General features: G+C 66.5%; 18 protein-coding genes. 10 read left to right on the top strand and 8 right to left on the bottom strand.

What is annotated here, in order from left to right:
* The first annotated feature begins 290 nt into the window (after window positions 1-290).
* On the top strand, window positions 291-554 hold the full coding sequence (locus AC5RWU_RS13425; protein WP_494037029.1) for a hypothetical protein: 264 nt from the start codon (window positions 291-293) through the stop codon (window positions 552-554).
* A 339-nt stretch (window positions 555-893) separates the two neighbouring features.
* On the top strand, window positions 894-1,886 hold the full coding sequence (locus tag AC5RWU_RS13420) for an Abi family protein (protein WP_494037028.1): 993 nt from the start codon (window positions 894-896) through the stop codon (window positions 1,884-1,886).
* Between the two features lie 121 nt (window positions 1,887-2,007).
* On the opposite strand, the gene AC5RWU_RS13415 is transcribed toward AC5RWU_RS13420, so the two are convergent.
* A complete protein-coding gene (locus tag AC5RWU_RS13415; protein WP_494037027.1) occupies window positions 2,008-2,400 on the bottom strand; it encodes a hypothetical protein in 393 nt (130 codons plus the stop codon).
* Window positions 2,401-2,632: 232 nt separating this feature from the next.
* Between AC5RWU_RS13415 and AC5RWU_RS13410 the strand changes: the two genes are divergently transcribed.
* On the top strand, window positions 2,633-3,994 hold the full coding sequence (locus AC5RWU_RS13410) for a hemolysin family protein (protein WP_494037026.1): 1,362 nt from the start codon (window positions 2,633-2,635) through the stop codon (window positions 3,992-3,994).
* On the top strand, window positions 3,987-5,027 hold the full coding sequence (locus AC5RWU_RS13405) for a hemolysin family protein (RefSeq protein ID WP_494037025.1): 1,041 nt from the start codon (window positions 3,987-3,989) through the stop codon (window positions 5,025-5,027). Before AC5RWU_RS13410 ends, AC5RWU_RS13405 begins: the two co-directional genes overlap by 8 nt.
* A gap of 159 nt (window positions 5,028-5,186) precedes the next feature.
* Here the strand turns inward: AC5RWU_RS13405 and AC5RWU_RS13400 are convergent, their stop codons facing one another.
* A complete protein-coding gene (locus AC5RWU_RS13400) occupies window positions 5,187-6,152 on the bottom strand; it encodes an AfsR/SARP family transcriptional regulator (protein WP_494037024.1) in 966 nt (321 codons plus the stop codon).
* A gap of 351 nt (window positions 6,153-6,503) precedes the next feature.
* On the opposite strand from AC5RWU_RS13400, the gene AC5RWU_RS13395 reads away from it, so the two are divergent.
* Window positions 6,504-6,779, top strand: a complete 276-nt coding sequence (locus AC5RWU_RS13395) for a DUF3040 domain-containing protein (RefSeq protein ID WP_494037023.1) — start codon at window positions 6,504-6,506, stop codon at window positions 6,777-6,779.
* A 278-nt stretch (window positions 6,780-7,057) separates the two neighbouring features.
* On the opposite strand, the gene AC5RWU_RS13390 is transcribed toward AC5RWU_RS13395, so the two are convergent.
* The 4 genes from AC5RWU_RS13390 to AC5RWU_RS13375 all read right to left on the bottom strand — a co-directional run bounded on the left by AC5RWU_RS13390 (window position 7,058) and on the right by AC5RWU_RS13375 (window position 11,517).
* On the bottom strand, window positions 7,058-8,260 hold the full coding sequence (locus tag AC5RWU_RS13390; protein WP_494037022.1) for an MBL fold metallo-hydrolase: 1,203 nt from the start codon (window positions 8,258-8,260) through the stop codon (window positions 7,058-7,060).
* A gap of 180 nt (window positions 8,261-8,440) precedes the next feature.
* Complete coding sequence (locus tag AC5RWU_RS13385) at window positions 8,441-9,709, bottom strand: metal-dependent hydrolase family protein (RefSeq protein ID WP_494032231.1); 1,269 nt, start codon at window positions 9,707-9,709, stop codon at window positions 8,441-8,443.
* Between the two features lie 33 nt (window positions 9,710-9,742).
* Window positions 9,743-10,648, bottom strand: a complete 906-nt coding sequence (locus AC5RWU_RS13380; RefSeq protein ID WP_494032230.1) for an alpha/beta fold hydrolase — start codon at window positions 10,646-10,648, stop codon at window positions 9,743-9,745.
* Window positions 10,648-11,517: a fumarylacetoacetate hydrolase family protein gene (locus AC5RWU_RS13375; protein ID WP_494032229.1), complete on the bottom strand. Its 870-nt coding sequence runs from the start codon at window positions 11,515-11,517 to the stop codon at window positions 10,648-10,650. Before AC5RWU_RS13375 ends, AC5RWU_RS13380 begins: the two co-directional genes overlap by 1 nt.
* A gap of 175 nt (window positions 11,518-11,692) precedes the next feature.
* On the opposite strand from AC5RWU_RS13375, the gene AC5RWU_RS13370 reads away from it, so the two are divergent.
* Window positions 11,693-12,751: an FUSC family protein gene (locus AC5RWU_RS13370; protein ID WP_494032228.1), complete on the top strand. Its 1,059-nt coding sequence runs from the start codon at window positions 11,693-11,695 to the stop codon at window positions 12,749-12,751.
* A 10-nt stretch (window positions 12,752-12,761) separates the two neighbouring features.
* Here the strand turns inward: AC5RWU_RS13370 and AC5RWU_RS13365 are convergent, their stop codons facing one another.
* Both AC5RWU_RS13365 and AC5RWU_RS13360 read right to left on the bottom strand, forming a co-directional pair.
* A complete protein-coding gene (locus AC5RWU_RS13365) occupies window positions 12,762-13,403 on the bottom strand; it encodes a GntR family transcriptional regulator (RefSeq protein WP_494032227.1) in 642 nt (213 codons plus the stop codon).
* 188 nt (window positions 13,404-13,591) lie between these two features.
* Complete coding sequence (locus AC5RWU_RS13360; RefSeq protein WP_494032226.1) at window positions 13,592-14,047, bottom strand: MarR family winged helix-turn-helix transcriptional regulator; 456 nt, start codon at window positions 14,045-14,047, stop codon at window positions 13,592-13,594.
* Between the two features lie 100 nt (window positions 14,048-14,147).
* On the opposite strand from AC5RWU_RS13360, the gene AC5RWU_RS13355 reads away from it, so the two are divergent.
* The 4 genes from AC5RWU_RS13355 (at window position 14,148) to AC5RWU_RS13340 (ending at window position 17,582) form a co-directional block, all read left to right on the top strand.
* A complete protein-coding gene (locus AC5RWU_RS13355; RefSeq protein ID WP_494032225.1) occupies window positions 14,148-15,542 on the top strand; it encodes an MFS transporter in 1,395 nt (464 codons plus the stop codon).
* Window positions 15,543-15,687: 145 nt separating this feature from the next.
* Window positions 15,688-16,164 carry a cupin domain-containing protein gene (locus AC5RWU_RS13350; RefSeq protein ID WP_494032224.1) on the top strand — a complete coding sequence of 159 codons (477 nt, stop codon included), beginning with the start codon at window positions 15,688-15,690 and terminating at the stop codon, window positions 16,162-16,164.
* Between the two features lie 130 nt (window positions 16,165-16,294).
* The gene (locus tag AC5RWU_RS13345) at window positions 16,295-17,479 is read left to right on the top strand and encodes an IS256 family transposase (RefSeq protein ID WP_494032223.1); all 1,185 of its coding nucleotides are present in this window, start codon (window positions 16,295-16,297) and stop codon (window positions 17,477-17,479) included.
* Entirely contained in the window at window positions 17,406-17,582 is a 177-nt protein-coding gene (locus tag AC5RWU_RS13340) for a hypothetical protein (RefSeq protein WP_494032222.1), read from the top strand. Before AC5RWU_RS13345 ends, AC5RWU_RS13340 begins: the two co-directional genes overlap by 74 nt.
* Window positions 17,583-17,613 lie beyond the last annotated feature (31 nt).

Below are 17,613 nucleotides of genomic sequence, written 5' to 3'. Positions count from 1 at the left end.
GTCCCGGTTCAGGCGGGGCCGCCGGGCCGGTGTGCGGGGAACGGGAACACCGTCCGGAGGCGGGCCGGGAGCCGTGCCGTCGGGATGCTTGGACATGCGGTTGGTCGTCGTCTCCTGGATCGGGGATCTGCACAGCCTGGACAGTCAGGTAGGCAGGCCCGCCGGGAAGGTAAGTATGCTTGCCATCATCGTTGTCTATAGGTAAAGTCTACGGTGTATCCGGTGGGACTGAGCAGCGTGTTTCGCCGGATGCACGGCCGATACGGCCACTCCAGTTTTCAGGAGTCATCATGACAACCTCCCGCAACGAGCACACCCACCACCGGCTGGCCGAGACCAAGGCCGCGATGAAGACCACCGAACTCATCGTTTACCTCGCCGCGGTCCTGGGCACGATCATCACCGCGATAGTGGTGGGGGAGAACGGCGACGAGAATGCCGGCGATCCGTTCGATGCCAACCAGGCGATGCAGTACATCACGTTCCTGACCATCGGCTACATGATCGCCCGCGGTCTGGCCAAGTCCGGAAGCCGGCACGGGGACGACTCATAACAAGGCTCCCTCCCCGTTGACCGGTTGATCCGGTCCATGGACGCAGGATCATGACGAACGGCGGCGGCGCACCTCAAACGGTGCGCCGCCGCCGTTTAACACAGCCGGGCATGGCTCCCTTTCCTGCCAGGGCGCAGCCCAGACACACGGAGTCGCCGGAATCTTGGAAACTCAAGACATATGCGCCGTTATCAGCGTTCGACTTCTCGGGTAGCTCAAGCCTCGGAGAGGTGTGCTGCGCCATCCGCTCACGACAGGGAGTGGCGTGATAAGGTTTGTTCATCATGATCAGCCCGCTCGCCTCACGGCTCGGGCTGATTTTCTTTAACCGGGGGATTCGTGGCTGAGTATACAAAGCAATGGCTATCGGTTGAGGATCAGGTTAAAAAGCTTGCCTCGCGGGGTGTCGAAGTACCTGACTTCGAGAGTGGCGCACAACTGCTTTGCGCGGTTGGGTACTACCGGCTTACCGGCTATCTCTACCCATTCCGCGAGTCGGAGACTTATGTGGACGATGAGGGCCGTTCACGAGTACGGGTCCTCAATCACTATCGGAGCGGTACTTCCATCCGGGACGCCGAGGCGCTCATTGATTTCGACCGCCGACTGAGGATGATCATTCTCGATGGGATCGAGAGAATTGAAATCTCACTCCGTATGCAGATCGGATACGTACTGGGCCGTGCTTCTGCTTTCGCCCATCTCGAGCCGGGCACGTTCGTAGCGGCCTTTACAGATGCGCAAGTGGACCCCAAGTCCGGAGAGCCGGCACCAAGCAAATACGAGCAGTGGCTTGACCGGATACGTGAGCGGCAGAACGGATCAGACGAGGCGTTTGTGGCCCATTTTCGTGAGAAATACGACGATCGAATGCCGATTTGGGCACTCACGGAGATCATGGAGATGGGGCACCTCAGCCGCTTGTACAGTGGCTTGGTCAACTCGACCGCCACCGAGATTGCCAAAGCCTACGCTGCGCCGTCGAAGAGAGTCATGAGCAGTTGGATCGCCAGCCTGAACTACGTAAGGAATGTCGCGGCCCATCACGCTCGGATCTTCAACCGGAAGCTCGTCACTGCCCCCAAACGGCCAAACAAGGGGCAAGTTCCTCTCCTTGACCATCTCAGGGACGAAGATTCTCCGAAACAGGTCTTTGGTCTATACAACGCTCTGGCCGTGATGGCCTACTTGCTCCATACGATCGACCCGAACAGCGGTTGGCCAGGACGCCTCGTCGAGCTGATCGATTCGTTCCCCGAAACTGAACACTTGACCAGCCAATCCATCGGCGTACCAGAAGGCTGGTCCACTTTAAATCTCTGGAACTACTAATTGCGGGCTGCTTAGCTCGCTCTGGAGTGAAGTGCTGGTCTGCTTCGGAATACAAGGAGCTGGCGTCGGACATATGCGCTGTTATCGGTGTTCCGGCTGATGGGGCGGGCCGCGGCGGGATTCAGGGGTGGAGGATCAGTGGTACCAGTGAGGCTGCGGTGCCGGTGAGGGTCATCAGTGCACCGGCTGTGGCCGGGATGCGTGGGCGGTGCGGCGGGTTCAGGAGGATGTCGGCGGGTTTGCCGGGGCGGTAGTAGATGGTCAGTTCGGTTCCCGGAGTCGTTATTATTCGCGGGTTTTCGGGCAGGACTGCTTCGCGGGTTCCGTCCCGCGGGCTGTGCCAGCGCAGGCCTGTCCGGTTCTCGGCCGCGTACACCACCGCCCGGGCCTGGAGCCAGAATCCGTTGATGCAGTGGGCGGCGAGGGCGGCGCACAGAAAGGCCAGTCCCAGAACCAGGAGCCCGGAGCCGAGCACTTCCAGGACGATGTCGGCCCGGGCAGCGGAGGAGCTCATGGGCGGAGTAGACGCAGGTACATGCAGGAAAGATAGCGCAGGGAAGGGGGAGATCTGAAATGCGGCTCGTACACCCCTGCGTGGCCCGGATGCTACGTGCAGGCGGCATGCAGGTTGCTTCGAGGGCGTGCAGATATAATTTCACGAACTATGGATGACCCTCCCTCACACATGCCCTTGCCCCTCTATGTCCTGACCGGTATTCCGGCCATCACGGGAGAGGGGCGCCCGAATGTATGAATGGATCATGATCGGTATCGGCCTGGTCCTCACCGTCGGTACCGGTCTGTTCGTGGCCTCGGAATTCGCCCTGGTCAACTTGGACCGCGCCGATCTTGAAGCCCGCCGGTCCCGTGGCGAGAAGCGGCTCGGGCCGACGATCAGGGCACTGAAGATCACCTCGACGCATCTTTCCGGAGCCCAGCTCGGTATTACCCTGACCACCCTGCTCACCGGCTACACCTTTGAACCGGCCATCAGTGCGCTGCTGCGCGGGCCTTTGCTCGCGGGCGGCCTGCCGGAAGCGGTGGTGCCCGGGATCGGTGCCGTTGCAGGCATCTTCATTGCCACCGTCTTTTCAATGGTGATCGGTGAGCTCGTGCCCAAGAACTTCGCCCTGGCGCTTCCGCTGGCCACGGCCAAGGTCGTCGTACCGTTTCAGGCGCTCTTTACGGCGGTGTTCAAACCCGTCATTGTGCTGTTCAACAACACAGCGAACTCGATCATCAGATCCTTCGGTATTGAGCCGAAGGAGGAACTCTCCGGTGCCCGCAGCGCCGAGGAACTGAGCTCGCTGGTGCGCCGCTCGGCCCTTGAGGGGGTGCTGGACCTGGATCATGCGGCACTGCTGCACCGGACGCTGCGTTTTTCGAACCATACGGCCGCCGATGTGATGACCCCGCGGGTGCGGATGGCGGCGGTGCATGCCGATCAGACGGCCGAACAGATCGTCGCTCTGGCCGCCTCGACCGGATATTCACGCTTTCCGGTCATCGGCCGGGACCGCGACGAGGTGCTGGGAGTGCTGCACGTGAAGCAGGCGTTCGCTGTCGCACTGGCGGACCGGGACCGCGTGGTTGCCTCGGAGCTGATGGTCGAGCCGCTGCGGGTGCCCGAATCCATGGGGGTTGATTCCCTGCTCGTGCTGCTGCGCAAACAGGGCCTTCAGGTCGCCATCGTGTCCGACGAGCACGGCGGAACGGCCGGCATCGTGACGCTGGAGGACCTCGTCGAAGAGATCGTGGGCGAGCTGGAGGATGAGCATGACCGTGCCCGGGTCGGTGTGGTCCGCACGGGCCGCTCGGTGACCTTCGATGCGTCGCTGCGCCCCGATGAGCTGATGGACCGCACCGGTGTGGCCGTCCCGGACGGGCAGGAGTATGACACCGTGGCCGGGTTCGTCACCGACCGGCTGGACCGCATCCCGGAGCTGGGGGATGAGGTCAGCGTGGACGGGGGAGTGCTGCGGGTTGAACGGGTGGTCGGCACCCGTCTCGAACGCCTCCGCTTCACCCCTTCAGATTCGGCGGAAGCACCGAAAAGCGCCCACGACCGGATTGTTGATAACCTCACCAAGGATCTGACCCATGAGTGAATACCTGCCCGGCATTATCTGGCTCGTTGTCCTGCTGGTCGTCAACGCCTTTTTCGTCGGAGCGGAGTTCGCTGTGATCTCCGCCCGCCGCTCACAGATCGAACCGAAGGCGGAGGCCGGCAGCAAGGCGGCCAAAACCACGCTGTGGGCGATGGAACATGCGACCCTGATGCTGGCCACCAGCCAGCTGGGAATCACTGTGTGCTCCCTGGTGATCCTCAACGTATCCGAGCCGGCGATCCACCACCTGCTCGAAATCCCGCTGGGGCTGACCTCCCTGACCGCTGAAGCGATCGGGGTGATCGCGTTCGTGGCGGCGCTGCTGCTGGTGACCTTCCTGCACGTGGTCATCGGCGAAATGGTGCCCAAGAACATCTCCTTCTCCGTGCCCACGCGCGCCGCGCTGCTGCTGGCTCCGCCGCTGGTGGTGGTCGCCCGCCTTTTCAAACCGGTGATCTGGACGCTCAACGGCGTGGCGAACTCGATCCTGCGGCTGTTCAGGGTCGAGCCGAAGGACGAGGCCACCAGCGCGTACACCCTGGACGAGGTCGCCACCATCGTGGAGCAGTCCACCCGGGACGGGATGCTCACCGACGCCAGCGGAACGCTCACCGCCGCGTTCGAGTTCACGGCCAAGACCGTGGCCGACGTCGAGGTGCCGATCAGCGCCATGGTGCTCCTGCCGGCCGCCTCGACCCCGGCCGATATCCAGCAGGCAGTGGCCAGGCACGGCTACTCCCGCTACATCCTCACCGATGAGAACGGGGTTCCCACCGGGTACCTGCACCTGAAGGACGTCATGGACCTGACCACCCCGGCCGCCTTCGGTGAACCGGTGCCCGCCAAGCGGATCCGCCGGCTCGCGTCCGCCTTCCGCGGCAGCGAACTGGAGGATGCCCTGGCTACCGTGCGGCGCACCGGCGCCCATGTGGCCCGGGTCTTCGATGCGGAAGGGAACACCACCGGGGTGCTGTTCCTGGAAGACATCATCGAGGAACTGGTCGGCGAAGTGCAGGACGCCACCAGCGCCTAAAATTCCCGGCCAGGCCGGGGCAGACGGCCGGCCCTGGATCCGCTGCCATAGACCCGCTGCCATTACCACAGGGCGCGGCTCCCAAGGAGCCGCACCCTTCCTGGTTCCCGGACCGGCCTGAGCCCGAGGTCCCGGCAAGGGATGGTCATTACCTGGCCCTCAGGTGTCAGGTCCGGTTTCCGGCTTTGTCCCGGTATCCGGCAGTGCCTGGCGCAGGAAGTTCCTCAGGATGTTGCCGGCGGCGTGTAGTGAGGCGGGGGAGAGGTCCGGCGTGGGGGCGGTGCCGTGCCGGGTGCGGTGTTCGTGCAGGTAGAGCAGGGCCGAGAGCGCCTCGGAGAGTTCCCCGTCGCCGGCCGCGGTGCCGGCCAGGAGCCGGGCGTACGTGGCCCGCAGTTGCGGTGCCGGTGCGGAGCCGATGTTCCGTTGCAGGTACCGGCGGTACCGCTCATAGGCGTGCAGGGCCTCGGTGCAGCGGCCGGCCCGTTCCAGGGCGTTCAGCAGAGCGGTCCAGGCCCGTTCGCTGAACCGGTCATCGGCCAGGGCGCTTTGGGCCCAGTGGACGGCGTCGCCGGTCCTGCCGGTGTCGGCAGCGGTTTCAGAGGCCCGGATTTTCAGGGCTGTCACACGGAGGGCGTGCAGGTCCCGTTCGGTGTTGGCCCACGGGGCGGCCGGTTCGTCGGCCAGCAGCGGTTCGGCGGCCAGGGCCAGGGCCCGGCACAGCAGCGGGTAGGCCAGGCCCGGTGCGGCCCGGGCCGCGGCGTCGGCGAGGGCATCGAACCGGTCCAGGTCCAGATCCAGCAGACTGCGGTCGATGAGGTAGCCGCCGGTTGCGGTGCGCAGCAGGCCGTTGCGGCCCCGGCCCGGCTGCAGGTTGCGGCGCAGAACGCTGATGTAGCTTTCCAGGGTGGCCACGGACCGGGCAGGCGGGCGGCCATTCCACAGCAGTTCGATGAGCCGGTCCTTGGAGACCGCGGCGCCCCGGCCCAGGAGCAGGATTTCAAGGATCTGCCGCTGCTTCGACCCGCCCAGGCTGCGGGCGTCCAGCACGGTGCGGCCGCGCTGAATCCGAAGACTTCCGATCAGCCGCACCGAAAACGGACGCGGCAACGCAGCATCATCCTCCATGACTTCCCCCCAGAAACCAGTGGACCCATCCTTCCGGGACCGGGTCCGGAAGCAAAGCCTCGCCTTAGGGAGGCAACAGTCCCCAAAACAGGGGATTGCCGATCCCCCGCAGCCGGACACGGGGCATGGGTGCGGCTTTCCCCGGCCTGCCGCGCCCGGCGGAGGAAACAGCGCAATGGCAGCTGCCGGAAGGAGCGGCAGCTAGCTTTGATGTCGATACCGCAACAAGTGCAGGTGCCCGAACCCTGCAGCCGGGGCCGGATACATACTTAATGTGAAAACACCTCGAAGGGTTCGAGCCGGTGAAGCTCCTGGTCAGGACAGGACCGGCACGGCAGGTGGGAGATCCCCGTGGCTTTGTCGGATGAAGAGCGCAGGCGCCTTGAGGAACTGGAGCGTAATGTTGCCGCGGCGGACCCCCGACTGGCCCGCAAACTCTCTCCCGGTCCACCTCCGCCGGCCGCCCCGGGCCTGCGCGCGGCCGTCACCGTGGGAATGGGGATGATCCTGTTCATCCTGGGCCTCGCCTCGGAGCTCACCGTGGTCGGGGCCGCCGGGTTCGTGCTGATGTATGCAGGGGCTCTGCGGTATTTCATCCTGCGGTATCCCGGCAACCGCTCCTCATGACCGCACTTTGAGGGAAACCGGACAAGGCCGCATGGGTGGCTCTGGACGTTCCGGACGGGAGAGCAGATACATATGCGCTGTTATCGGCGTTCAGTTCCGCAGGCTTCTGGCTCGGATCGGGGATAGTGGGGGCTTCGGCCATCCTGTGGAGAGGAGCGGGGCCGTTGGTCCGGCCGTGAGCGTGGGTTGAACGGCCGCGGCCGGGGCAGCCCGGCCGCGGACCCTGCCTCGTGTCCGTAACCTCTTGATCGAGTGGTTCGAGTGGTTGACGGGACTTTTCAGGCCGGGGTGTGTGCGGGGATGTTGATTTCCATGAGGTCTTCGCCGATGATCAGTTTTCCCGTGTAGCCGTTTTGTGCTTTCAGCCACCGGTCGCGCGGGTTGTTTCCTGGTGCCAGGTGGGAGAGGACCAGTGATTTGGCGCCGGCGGCTTCGGCTACCGGGCCGACTTGTTCGATGGTGGTGTGGGAGTGCAGCAGGTGCTGGATGAAGCCTTCCTCTTCTGCCGTGTAGGGAGGTTGGCCGTAGAGGGCGTTGACCCAGTCGGCATCGATGACTTCGTGGATGAGGACGTCGGTGTCCTGGGCCATGTTGATCAGGTTCTGGGAGGGCGCGGTGTCGCCGGAGAAGACGACGGAGCCGTCGTCGGTATCGAATCGGAAGGCGAAGGCGGGGAACACGGCTCCATGGTCGACCAGGGTGGCGCTGACCCGGACCCGGTCGTCCTCCACGACTGTGAAGGGGTCCATGGCGGGGGCCCGGTTACGGTCGGGATCGGCTGGGACGTCTTTGGGCAGGGTGATGTCGTTGGCGTGGATCAGGTTTCGTATGTGGGGCTTGCGGGAGTCTCGCATGCGGTCGTTGATGTCGGTGGCGTAGGCCTGGATCAGGTATCCGGTCATGTCGGCGGTGCCCGGGGTGGGGTTGGCCGGGTTGATTACTTCGACGTCGCCGCTTCCGTGGATGGGGGGAAGGGAACCGCGCCGTCCGGGCCCGTATACCTGGATCGGTTCGGTGCCGGGCAGGCCGTGGTACCAGCCGGCCAGCACGATGTTGAAGTAGTCCATGGTGTGGTCGGAGTGAAGGTGGGTCAGGAAGATGGAGCTGAGCCCTTCAAATCCGGCGAAGTCGCCGTCGCGGCCGAGTTCGGCCAGGCGCAGTTGGTGGGCCACGCCCATGCCGCAGTCGACAAGGTAGAACCTGTCACCAACCACGAGTGCGGTGGCGATGCCGTGGCGGGCGCGGTTGGGGCCGTTGTGCGGGGCGATCCAGGTCATCGGACCGCCGGCGGTGCCCAACAGGACCGCCCGGGTGCGGCCCTTTCCTGCCGTGGCGTTGTTTTGGGCTGCCGATACGGCCGCGGCGGCACCGGGGGCGGTGAATCCGGTGGCCAGGGCAGCGGCGCTGAGCGCTGCGGCTCCTTGGAGGATGCCGCGGCGGGACAGTGAGTGCTGGTGAGCTTCATTGATCAGGTTGCACACAGAGGGTCTCCAGGTGAAGGGGGTGGACGAAAGCGGCGCACAGCGGGGGCGTGGACGAAGTGGGAAAGCAGGTCGGCAGCTGCCGGATTTGAATGTGCCGGTTCCGGGCTGTGGGTGGATGCGGGCGGGCTGCCGCCCATGCCCCGGGGTTTCCCGGGGCATGGGCGGCGGAGGGGTTGTCTAGAGGGAGGTCAGGGCCAGGTCTGCCGGTTCCGGTGTGGCGGGGGCCGGTTCGACGGGTTCGCGGTGGAACTGGCCGTTCTTCATGACGGCGGTGATTTTGGTGATGTCCTGCAGGATGGTGATGTCCTCCAGGGGATTGCCGTCGATGAGGATCAGGTCGGCGTAGAAGCCGGGCAGGACCTTGCCCAGTTCGTTGGGCTTTTCGAAGAGTTCTCCGCCGAGGGCGGTGGCGGCGATGATGGCCTCCATTTCGGTGTAGCCGAAGAGGTTGACGAAGTGCTCGAGGTCGCGGGCGTAGGTGCCGCGGGGGGTCCAGGCGAAGCCGTAGTCTCCGCCGGGCAGCACGCGGATGCCGCGGCGGCGCATTTCCTGGATGGCTTTGGTGGCGATTTCGAGTTCGTGGGCGTAGCCGGCCTGTTCGGCTGCTTCGTGGGAGTAGCCGAAGGCTTCGGCGTCGTGGAGGGTGGCGATGAGCCAGTTGATGGCCGGGGCGACGAAGACGCGGTCCTTGGCCGCTTCGAGCAGGTCCATGCCTTCGTCGTCGATGTAGGAGGCGTGGTAGATCATGTCCACGCCGGTTTTGAGGGAGATGAGCACGGAGTCGCGGCTGCGGGCGTGGGTGCATACGCGCACGTGCCGGCGGTGGGCCTCGTCGACGGCGACCTGGAGTTCCTCTTCGGTGATGTAGGTGTCGGTGGCGGCCTTGGAGCCGGTGATTTCCTCTCCGGAGATGCTCAGTTTGATCTGGTCGACGCCCAGGCCGATGGTTTCGCGGACCACTTTGCGCATTTCCTCGACGCCGTCGGCGATCTGGGTGATTCCGGGAACGAGGTCGCCGGCGGTGGTGGCGATTTCCTGGCCGTTGGCCAGGTATCGGGGGCCGGGGATCTGGCCTGCGTTGATGGCGTTTCGGACGACGACGTCGAGGCGCTTTTTGGCGCTGGCGGCGCCGAAGCACATGGTGTAGCCGTAGTCGATGTAGTACTTGGCGGACTCGACGGTGTGGAGCAGGTGCTCCTCGACGTGCATGGTTTCCAGGCCGTTGAGGTCCCCGTCGTTCCAGGTGAAGTGGGTGTGCGCGTCGCACAAACCGGACATGAGGGTCTGCCCGCGCCCGTCAATGACCCGGGCCCCGTCCCGGGGCAGTTCACCGGTGCCGGGCCGGATCGCGGTGATGCGTTCGCCCTCGATGAGCACTTCGCCGGTGAAGGGCTGGGCTCCGGTGCTGTCGAGGATATTGACGTTGGTGAAGAGGATCTTTGACATGACTTCGTTGTCCTTTGTGTCGGTGGTGGTGTTTCAGTCGATCTTGCGGATGGGGACGGTGATGATGTTCGCCCGGCTGGAGGTGCAGCCGGTGTGGCTGCAGGCGCAGGTCTTCGGGGCGGGCCGGGGTTCGGGCGCCGCGTTGGCGAGGAATTCCAGAACCGCGTCGTTGACTAATCCGGGGGCTTCGGGCACGGTCCAGTGGCCGGTGTACGGGGCGACACGGACCCGGGCGTCGGCCAGTTCGGAGGCCATGGCGGTGTTGGCTGCCGGCGGGCTGACCTTGTCCTGGCTGCCGGTGACGAGCAGGACCCGGGCCGTGATGGCCGACAGGTCCGGGTTGGAGGCGGCCGCCAGGGCTTCGCAGGCCTGGGCGTAGGATTCGGCGTCCTGGCCCAGCAGCAGTTCCCGGACGAACGGGCGCAGCAGGGGGTTCTCGGCCGCCGCTTCCCCGGCGGTGGCGCCGGAGGCGATGGCATCGGCCACCGCAGCCATGCCGTTTTCGCGTACCAGAGCCGCCCGGGCGCGGGTGGCTTCCTGGGCTGCGGGGGGCTGTTGCCGGACGGGACCGAGCAGTACGAGGCTGCTGACCAGCTCGGGTCGGGTGGCCGCCAGTTGCTGGACGATCAGGGTGCCCATGGAGTGGCCGATGACGTGGGCGCGGCCCTCGATGGTCTGGAACTCGATGACCGCGGCCAGCTCCTCGACGAGGGTATCGAGGCTGAGCTCTCCGGCCAACGGGGTGCGCCCGTGCCCGTTGAAGTCGTACCGGGTGACGCGGTAGCTCTCCTTCAGTACCGCAGTCAGCGGCTCGTAGAAGCTGGTGGTGCCGCCGAGCCCGTGCACCAGCACGACGTCGGGACCGGTGCCGGTGGTTTCAATGAACAGTGATTTCTCCCCGACGCCGGTCAGCCACGGGTCAACCGTGTGTGTGCTCATCAGGCTGCTCCGATCGTGTTGGTCAGGGTGCCGAGTTTGCTGATGGAGATTTCCACGACGTCGCCGGAGTGCAGGAACTTCGGCGGGGTGAAGCCGATGCCTACCCCGACGGGGGTGCCGGTGGCGATGATGTCTCCGGGCTGGAGGGTGATGCCGGCGCTGATCGTTTCGATGATGGTCGGAATGTCGAAGATCAGATCGGCGGTGCTGGCCTTCTGGCGGGTTTCGCCGTTGACGGTGCAGAGCAAATCCAGCGGGCCGGTACCGACCTCGTCGGCCGTGACGGCCCAGGGGCCCATCGGGGCGTGGGTGTCCAGGCTCTTGCCCAAAAACCACTGCTTGTGGTTTTTCTGCAGGTCACGGGCGGTGACGTCATTGATGATGGTGTAGCCCCAGACATGCTCCAGCGCGCTGTCCCTGGAGATCCCGCGGCCGCCGGTGCCGATGATGACGCCGAGTTCGGCTTCGTAGTCCAGCTCGGAGGTGACACCGGTGTGCGGGTCGATGTCGGCGCCGTGGCCGATGACCGTGGAGGGGGCCTTGGTGAACACCACCGGGTACTCGGGTTCGGGGGAGGCTCCGGCGGTGGCGTCGTAGCCGGACCTGGCGAATTCCCTGGCGTGTTCGGTGTAGTTGCGGCCCACGCAGAAGATATTGCGGCGCGGGACCGGGATCGGGGCGAGCAGTTCGACATCGGCCGCCGGGATCGCAGCGGTCTCGGCGGCGGCCAGCCGCGGGCCGGCTTCCTGCCAGGTTTCGATGAGGCTCACCAGGTCCTGGCCGGCCTCGGCCGGGGTTATGGTGCCGGCCTCCTCGTTGAGTACGCCGGTCAGTTCGGTCCCCTGGTGAAGGAAGGTAATCAGCTTCAAAACGAATCCTTAGAATCGATTATCGATAATTGATAGGATTGAGTGTAGGCCACGGGTGATGGGAGTCACAAGGGGTTCCGGGATATTTTTTTCTGGCCGTGCTGCCGGGATTTCTTCCCGGGCGCGGTCCGGCCGCTGCGGCCCGAGGGGCTGCGGGGATTGATCAGGGGGTTTCATGTCTGTTGTTGCCCGGGGCGCTGCGCTGCGCATGGCTCCGCCCGATGGCGACGGGCGGGCGGCTGCCCGGGTGTGCCTGGGCGCTGGTCTTCCGGTGCTGGTGCTGATCCTGGCGGGACGGGAGGAGCTGACGATGTATGCCGTCTTCGGCGCCTTCGCCGGCATGTACGGGCGCGGGGAGCGGCACCGGCTGCGCCTGGCGCATCAGCTGCAGGCCGCAGCCCTGCTGCTGGCCGGGGCGGGCCTGGGACTCGCTCTGGCGGAGCAGCAGGTGAATGTCTGGACGCTGATTGCCGTTGAAGCCGCCCTGGCCGGTCTCGGGTCACTGGCCGCCGATGCGCTCCGGCTGAAGCCGGCCGGACCCTTTTTCGCGATTTTCGCCCTGGGCTCCTGCGCCTCCGTTCCGCCCCCGGCACCGCCCTGGCTGGCGCTGCTGATCTGTGCCCTCGCAGCGCTGTGGGCCATGCTGGTGGGCTTTTCGGGCTGGTTCCGTCACCGGTCCCGGGATCCGGGCGGCAACCGGGCGCTCCGGCCGGTCCCGCGGTGGCTGCCGGAGGAGGGCGTGCACGCGGGCCGGTATGCGGTGGCCGTTGCGGCCGCCGGCAGCCTCGCAGCGCTGACGGGACTGGGCCATCCCTACTGGGCGATGGCCGCGGCGGCCGTTCCGCTGGCTGCCGGGGACCGGGAGGGCAGAATCCGGCGGGGAATCCACCGTATCGCCGGGACTTTCACCGGCCTGGGCCTGAGCGCCCCGGCGCTGTTCGCCGGAACGGGCCCGGTCACCCTGGCGCTGCTGGTGACGGGCCTGCTGTTGCCGACCGAACTGTTCATGCGGCGCCATTACGGTCTGGCCCTGACGTTTTTTACCCCGGTCATTCTGTGGATGACCCAGCTGGCGAACCCGGGCCACCCGGTCGCCGTCCTGGTGGACCGCGGGCTTGAAACCCTGCTCGGCGCGCTGACGGGAATCGCCGTCGCCGTGCTCATCGGAGGTTCCCGCCCCGGCCTGACGGGCCGCCCTTCGGACCTGAGCGCAGGGCAGCCGGGCGGGGTCTAGTCCTGGGTGTCTAGTCTTGGGGGAGGATGGAGTATTCGTGCTGGTGCTCGGTCACCAGCCGGGTGCAGTCCTCCGGCGTGCCGTGCTCGAAGGCCTCCAGGATCGGGGCGTGGGCCTCCGCGGCGGCGTGCAGATCCACGTGGCCGCGGATGAGGGTGGCCATGGTGCGGGCCTGCACGAACAGCGAATCCCAGATTTCCATCATCAGCCGGTTGCCGGTCGCGGCGATCACGGCCCGGTGGAAATCCGTGCTGAACCTGGCGATCCCGTGCGCATCCCCGGCAGCAGCGGCCGCACGCATCCCCTCGAGGGCCTCACGCAGCGGCGTCGGATCGGCATGCAGGGCCGGATAGGCGTACGCCGCGGCCGTGCCCTCCAGCGCCAGCCGGACCAGGTACACCTCCGCCAGATCATCCTGGGAGGCCGCGCGCACAAAGGTGCCCCGCCGCGGAATGTTCTCCACCAGCCGCGTGGACGCCAGCTCGCGCAGCGCTTCCCGCACCGGGGCCTGGCTGACACCGAATTCCCTGGCCAGCTGCAGCTCAACCAGACGGGTTCCGGGCTGATAGGTGCCATCAATCACCCGGTCCAGAATCGTCTGCTTGACCCTTTCCGAGAGGCTCTCATTCCCGAACACTGCTGCCGTTGACATGCCACCAGTCTTTCACGGCAGCCGACACCGCAACCGCACCCGGGCAACGCCGCGTCCTCCCGCCGCCCCTTTCCCTCTGATCATTGCTGATCCGGCTGTGAGACGGGCAGAGCAACAAGCAGACGCCCGCATCGGGCAGATGCGGGCGTTGCACATGCACGGGCGGACTTGACCTCACTGCTGGGCAGTCAGTGCCGGTCAGTGCCGGTCTCGTCGATGGCGGCGGTGGCCTCCTCGATGGCACTGACCGCCTGATCGATGGCGGTGATCATGACGTCGTACTCGGGATGCTCCTCGGCCTGGAGGCGCCGGGCGATGGCCTCCAGGTAGTCCCAGTAGTACCTCCTCAGGCAGGCCGAGCCGGCCTCGGTCAGGCAGACCATCACCGCGCGCCTGTCCGCCGGATCGGATGCCCGGCCGGTCCAGCCGGCCGCATCGGTCTCCTTGAGCAGCCGGGTCATGTTGGGGACCTTCACCAGGCTCCGCTCCGCGATATCGGTCACCCGGGCCGTGCCGCCCAGCTGCTCGATCGCGTGCAGCACGTAGAGATGGGCGCGCCGCAGGCCCTCCGGCAGGCGCCGGTAGGTCTGCACGCCGCGCCCTGCCCTGAACAGCGCGTCAATCACCTGCTCGGCTGTCGCCATTACCCCTGCCTCCCCGGCCGATATTATTATCCGGAATAACTATCTTAGATAAGTAGTTGGACTGAGTATGACACGGAAAACTGCAAGGGGGAGAGTCACAATGCCGGTCGAGAAGGAGCAGGCGCCACCGGCCGGGGGAGTCCTCGGTCCGCGCTTCCGGGCGCTGGCCCTCGGCGTGGTGACCCTGGTCGCCGCCGCGGCGTTCTCGCGTCTGGGGGTGAGCACCGCCCTGCCCGCGGCCGCCGAGGAGCTGGGAGGAGTGGGTCTGTACGGGTGGATCTTCACCGGGTTCACGTTGGCCAACATCATCGGCCTCGCCATCGCCGGGCCGCTGTTCGACCGGTTCGGGATCCTCAAGCCCCTGGCCGTCGGGACGGCGTGCTTCGCCGGCGGCCTGTTGATCTCCAGCCTGGCTCCGGTGATGTGGGTGGTCGTGGCCGGCCGCATCTTCCAGGGCCTGGGCGCGGGCGCACTGTCGGTCGCGGCATACTCGGCGATCGGCAGGGGCTTCCCCGAGGGGATCCGTCCGAAGATGCTTGCCCTGAACGCCAGCGCGTTCACCATCCCGAGCCTGATCGGTCCGGTACTGGCCGGGCTGATCGCCGAGAGCCTCACCTGGCGGTGGGTCTTCGGGATCCTGGTTCCGCTGGCCCCGCTGGCCGCGTTCCTGGTCCGGGCTCCGCTCGGACGACTCGACCGGCACGCCACCGCCGGGCGCGAGGCCAGTGCCCCGACCGGCGGTCACCGCACGCTGGTGCGGTACCTCGGCGGCGGCCTGGCACTGAGCACCGGCCTGGCAGCGGTGCTGATCGCACCGAACCTGGCCCCGTGGTGGGCGGTTGCCGCCCTGGTGTGCGGACTGCCGTTCGCCTACCAGGGGATCCGGCAGATCCTGCCTGTCGGGACGCTCACCGTCCGTCGGGGGCTGCCGGCGAAAGTGGTGTTCGCCGCCGCCCTGTCCATGGCGTTCTTCACCGCGGACCTGTTCATCCCGCTGGCCCTCACCGGTGTGCGCGGCATCAGCGCGACCGCCGCCGGAGCGGTGCTGACCGCCGGCATCATCGGGTGGACCGCGGGAGCGTACCTGCCCGACCGGCTGCTGAAGGCCCGGGTGAGCACGGGCGCCATCGCCCGTGCCGGTGCCCTGCTCGTCATCGTGGGGCTGGCCGTCATCGGCGCCGTCATCTTGACCGAGGCGCCCATCCTGGCCGCTGTCGGCGGGTGGATCGTCGCCGGGCTCGGTGCCGGCATCGGGTTCACCACCAACTCCATCGCCGTCCTCGACGACGCCGCCGGCTCCGTCGGGCGCGCTTCCTCCCAGATGGAACTGGGCAACCAGGCCGGCATTGCCATCGGCACCGGACTCGCCGGCGCCCTGGTCGGCACCGCCGGTGCCACCGCGGCCGGACTAACCGCTGTGTTCACCGTGGCCGCCGCCGGCGCGCTGCTCGCCCTGCTGGTCTCCACAAGATTCGCCGCCGCGAAGGAGCGGTGAGTGTGCGCCCCGTGTAGAAACCCCCGCCCGCCCGCGCCGAGCCTTCCCTGTGAGGACCGGGTCGCTCTCAACCACCCAGCCCGCGCCCCGCCGCACTGGACGACACACCTTCTCAGCACCCGCAGATCCGAAAGGAGCACCCACAGTGCAGATCAACGACAACGGCCCGAACCCGAACGCCTTCGACATCGAGACGGCCACGCGCCAGAACTCCAACTACCGCACCGTCGCTTGGACCGGGAGGTACCTGCAGGTAACCCTGATGTCCATCCCGCCCGGCGAGTCCATCGGCCTGGAGGTGCACCCCGAGACCGACCAGTTCCTGCGCCTGGACGCAGGACAGGGCCGGTGCGTCCTGGGCCCGGAAAAGGACCGCCTCGAGTTCCAGCAGGAGGTCAGCGACGGCTGGTCCATCCAGGTTCCCGCCGGCACCTGGCACGACGTGATCAACACCGGCGAGGAACCGATGCGCCTCTACGCGATCTACGCCCCGGTCCACCATGCCCCCGGCCTCGTGCAGGCCACCAGCCAGAAGGCCGAACAGGACGAGTCCTCCGGCAAGGATGAGCCCCCGGCCTGGACCACCCAACCCGACTCCACCCAGTCCGACCAGCACGCCTGACATACTCCCCGACGCCGCCCGCACCACCGCGGGCGGCGTCACCGCATCCTGCCTCCCCGGTGTGTCCAGAAGTCGGGACTGTAAGAAGAACGGTGTGTGAGGGTCCGGCCTGATCCGAAAGGAGACGGCCGTGTCAGAGTTCACGACCGAGATGACAGAGGCGATGATCGATCCCGTGACGGGAGAGATCATCGATCAGAAGGAGCTGGCCGAACGGCTGCTCGCTCAGGCCAAGGAGCAGGGCGTGAGTCTGGTGGGCCCTGGTGGGCTGCTGAGCCAGCTCACGAAGAACGTGCTCGAGACGGCGCTGGAGGCGGAACTGACCGAGCACCTCGGGCACGAGCACGGCGAGACTCCGATCGCGGCCAACATGCGCAATGGCACCCGGTCCAAGACCGTGTTGACCGAGATCGGTCCGGTCGAGATCGAGGTGCCCCGGGACCGGGACGGGTCCTTCGAGCCGGTGATTGTGCCCAAGCGGAAACGGCGCTTGGACGGGATCGATCAGGTCGTGCTCTCCCTGAGTGCCCGGGGTTTGACGACCGGGGAGATCGCCGCGCACTTCGAGGAGGTCTACGGGGCCAAGGTCTGGCAGGGACACCATCAGCCGGATCACGAAAGAAGGTCGCCGGTGAGCTGGCCGAGTGGTCCGCCCGGCCGCTGGATCCGATCTATCCGGTGCTCTTCGTCGATGCGATCGCCCGTCTTGGTCCGCGACGGTCAGGTGCGCAACACCCCGTTCTGCGTCGTCATGGGCGTCACGACCAATGGGGAGCGGGAGATCCTGGGCATCTGGGCCGGCGACGGCGCTGAGGGCGCCCGGTTCTGGCTGCAGGTCTTCTCCGAGCTGAAGAACCGGGGCGTCGAGGACGTGCTCATCGCCGTCTGCGACTTAGCTCTTGGGCTGCCGGAGGCGATCACGACCATCTGGGAGCGAACGGTGGTGCAGCAGTGCATCGTGCACCTGATCCGCAACAGCTTCCGTTACGCCGGCCGGCAGCACCGCGACGGGATCGTCAAGGCGCTCAAGCCGGTCTACACCGCACCGAGTGAGCAGGCCGCGAAGGACCGGTTCGCCGAGTTCACGGCCGAGTGGGGCCAGCGGTATCCAGCGATCGTGCAGCTCTGGGAATCCTCCTGGGCCGAGTTTGTGCCGTTCCTCGAGTACGACGTGGAGATCCGCTTCGGTGATCTGCACGACGAACGTGATCGAGTCGATCAACGCCCGCTACCGACGGGCGGTGAGGGCGCGCGGGCACTTCCCCAACGAGGCCGCTGCACTGAAGTGCCTCTACCTGGTCACCAGGTCTCTTGACCCTACCGGCGGAGGCCGGGCACGCTGGGTGATGAGGTGGAAGCCCGCGCTCAACGCGTTCGCGATCACCTTCGCCGGTCGGTTCGAGAGAACCTCCCACTGATGAAAACCGCCGGACCCCACACACCGTCTAT

The sequence above is a fragment of the Arthrobacter sp. B0427-1-12 genome, from assembly GCF_059092905.1.
The sequence above is the reverse complement of the archived record's forward strand: the minus strand, read 5'-3'. Positions and strand labels throughout refer to the sequence as shown.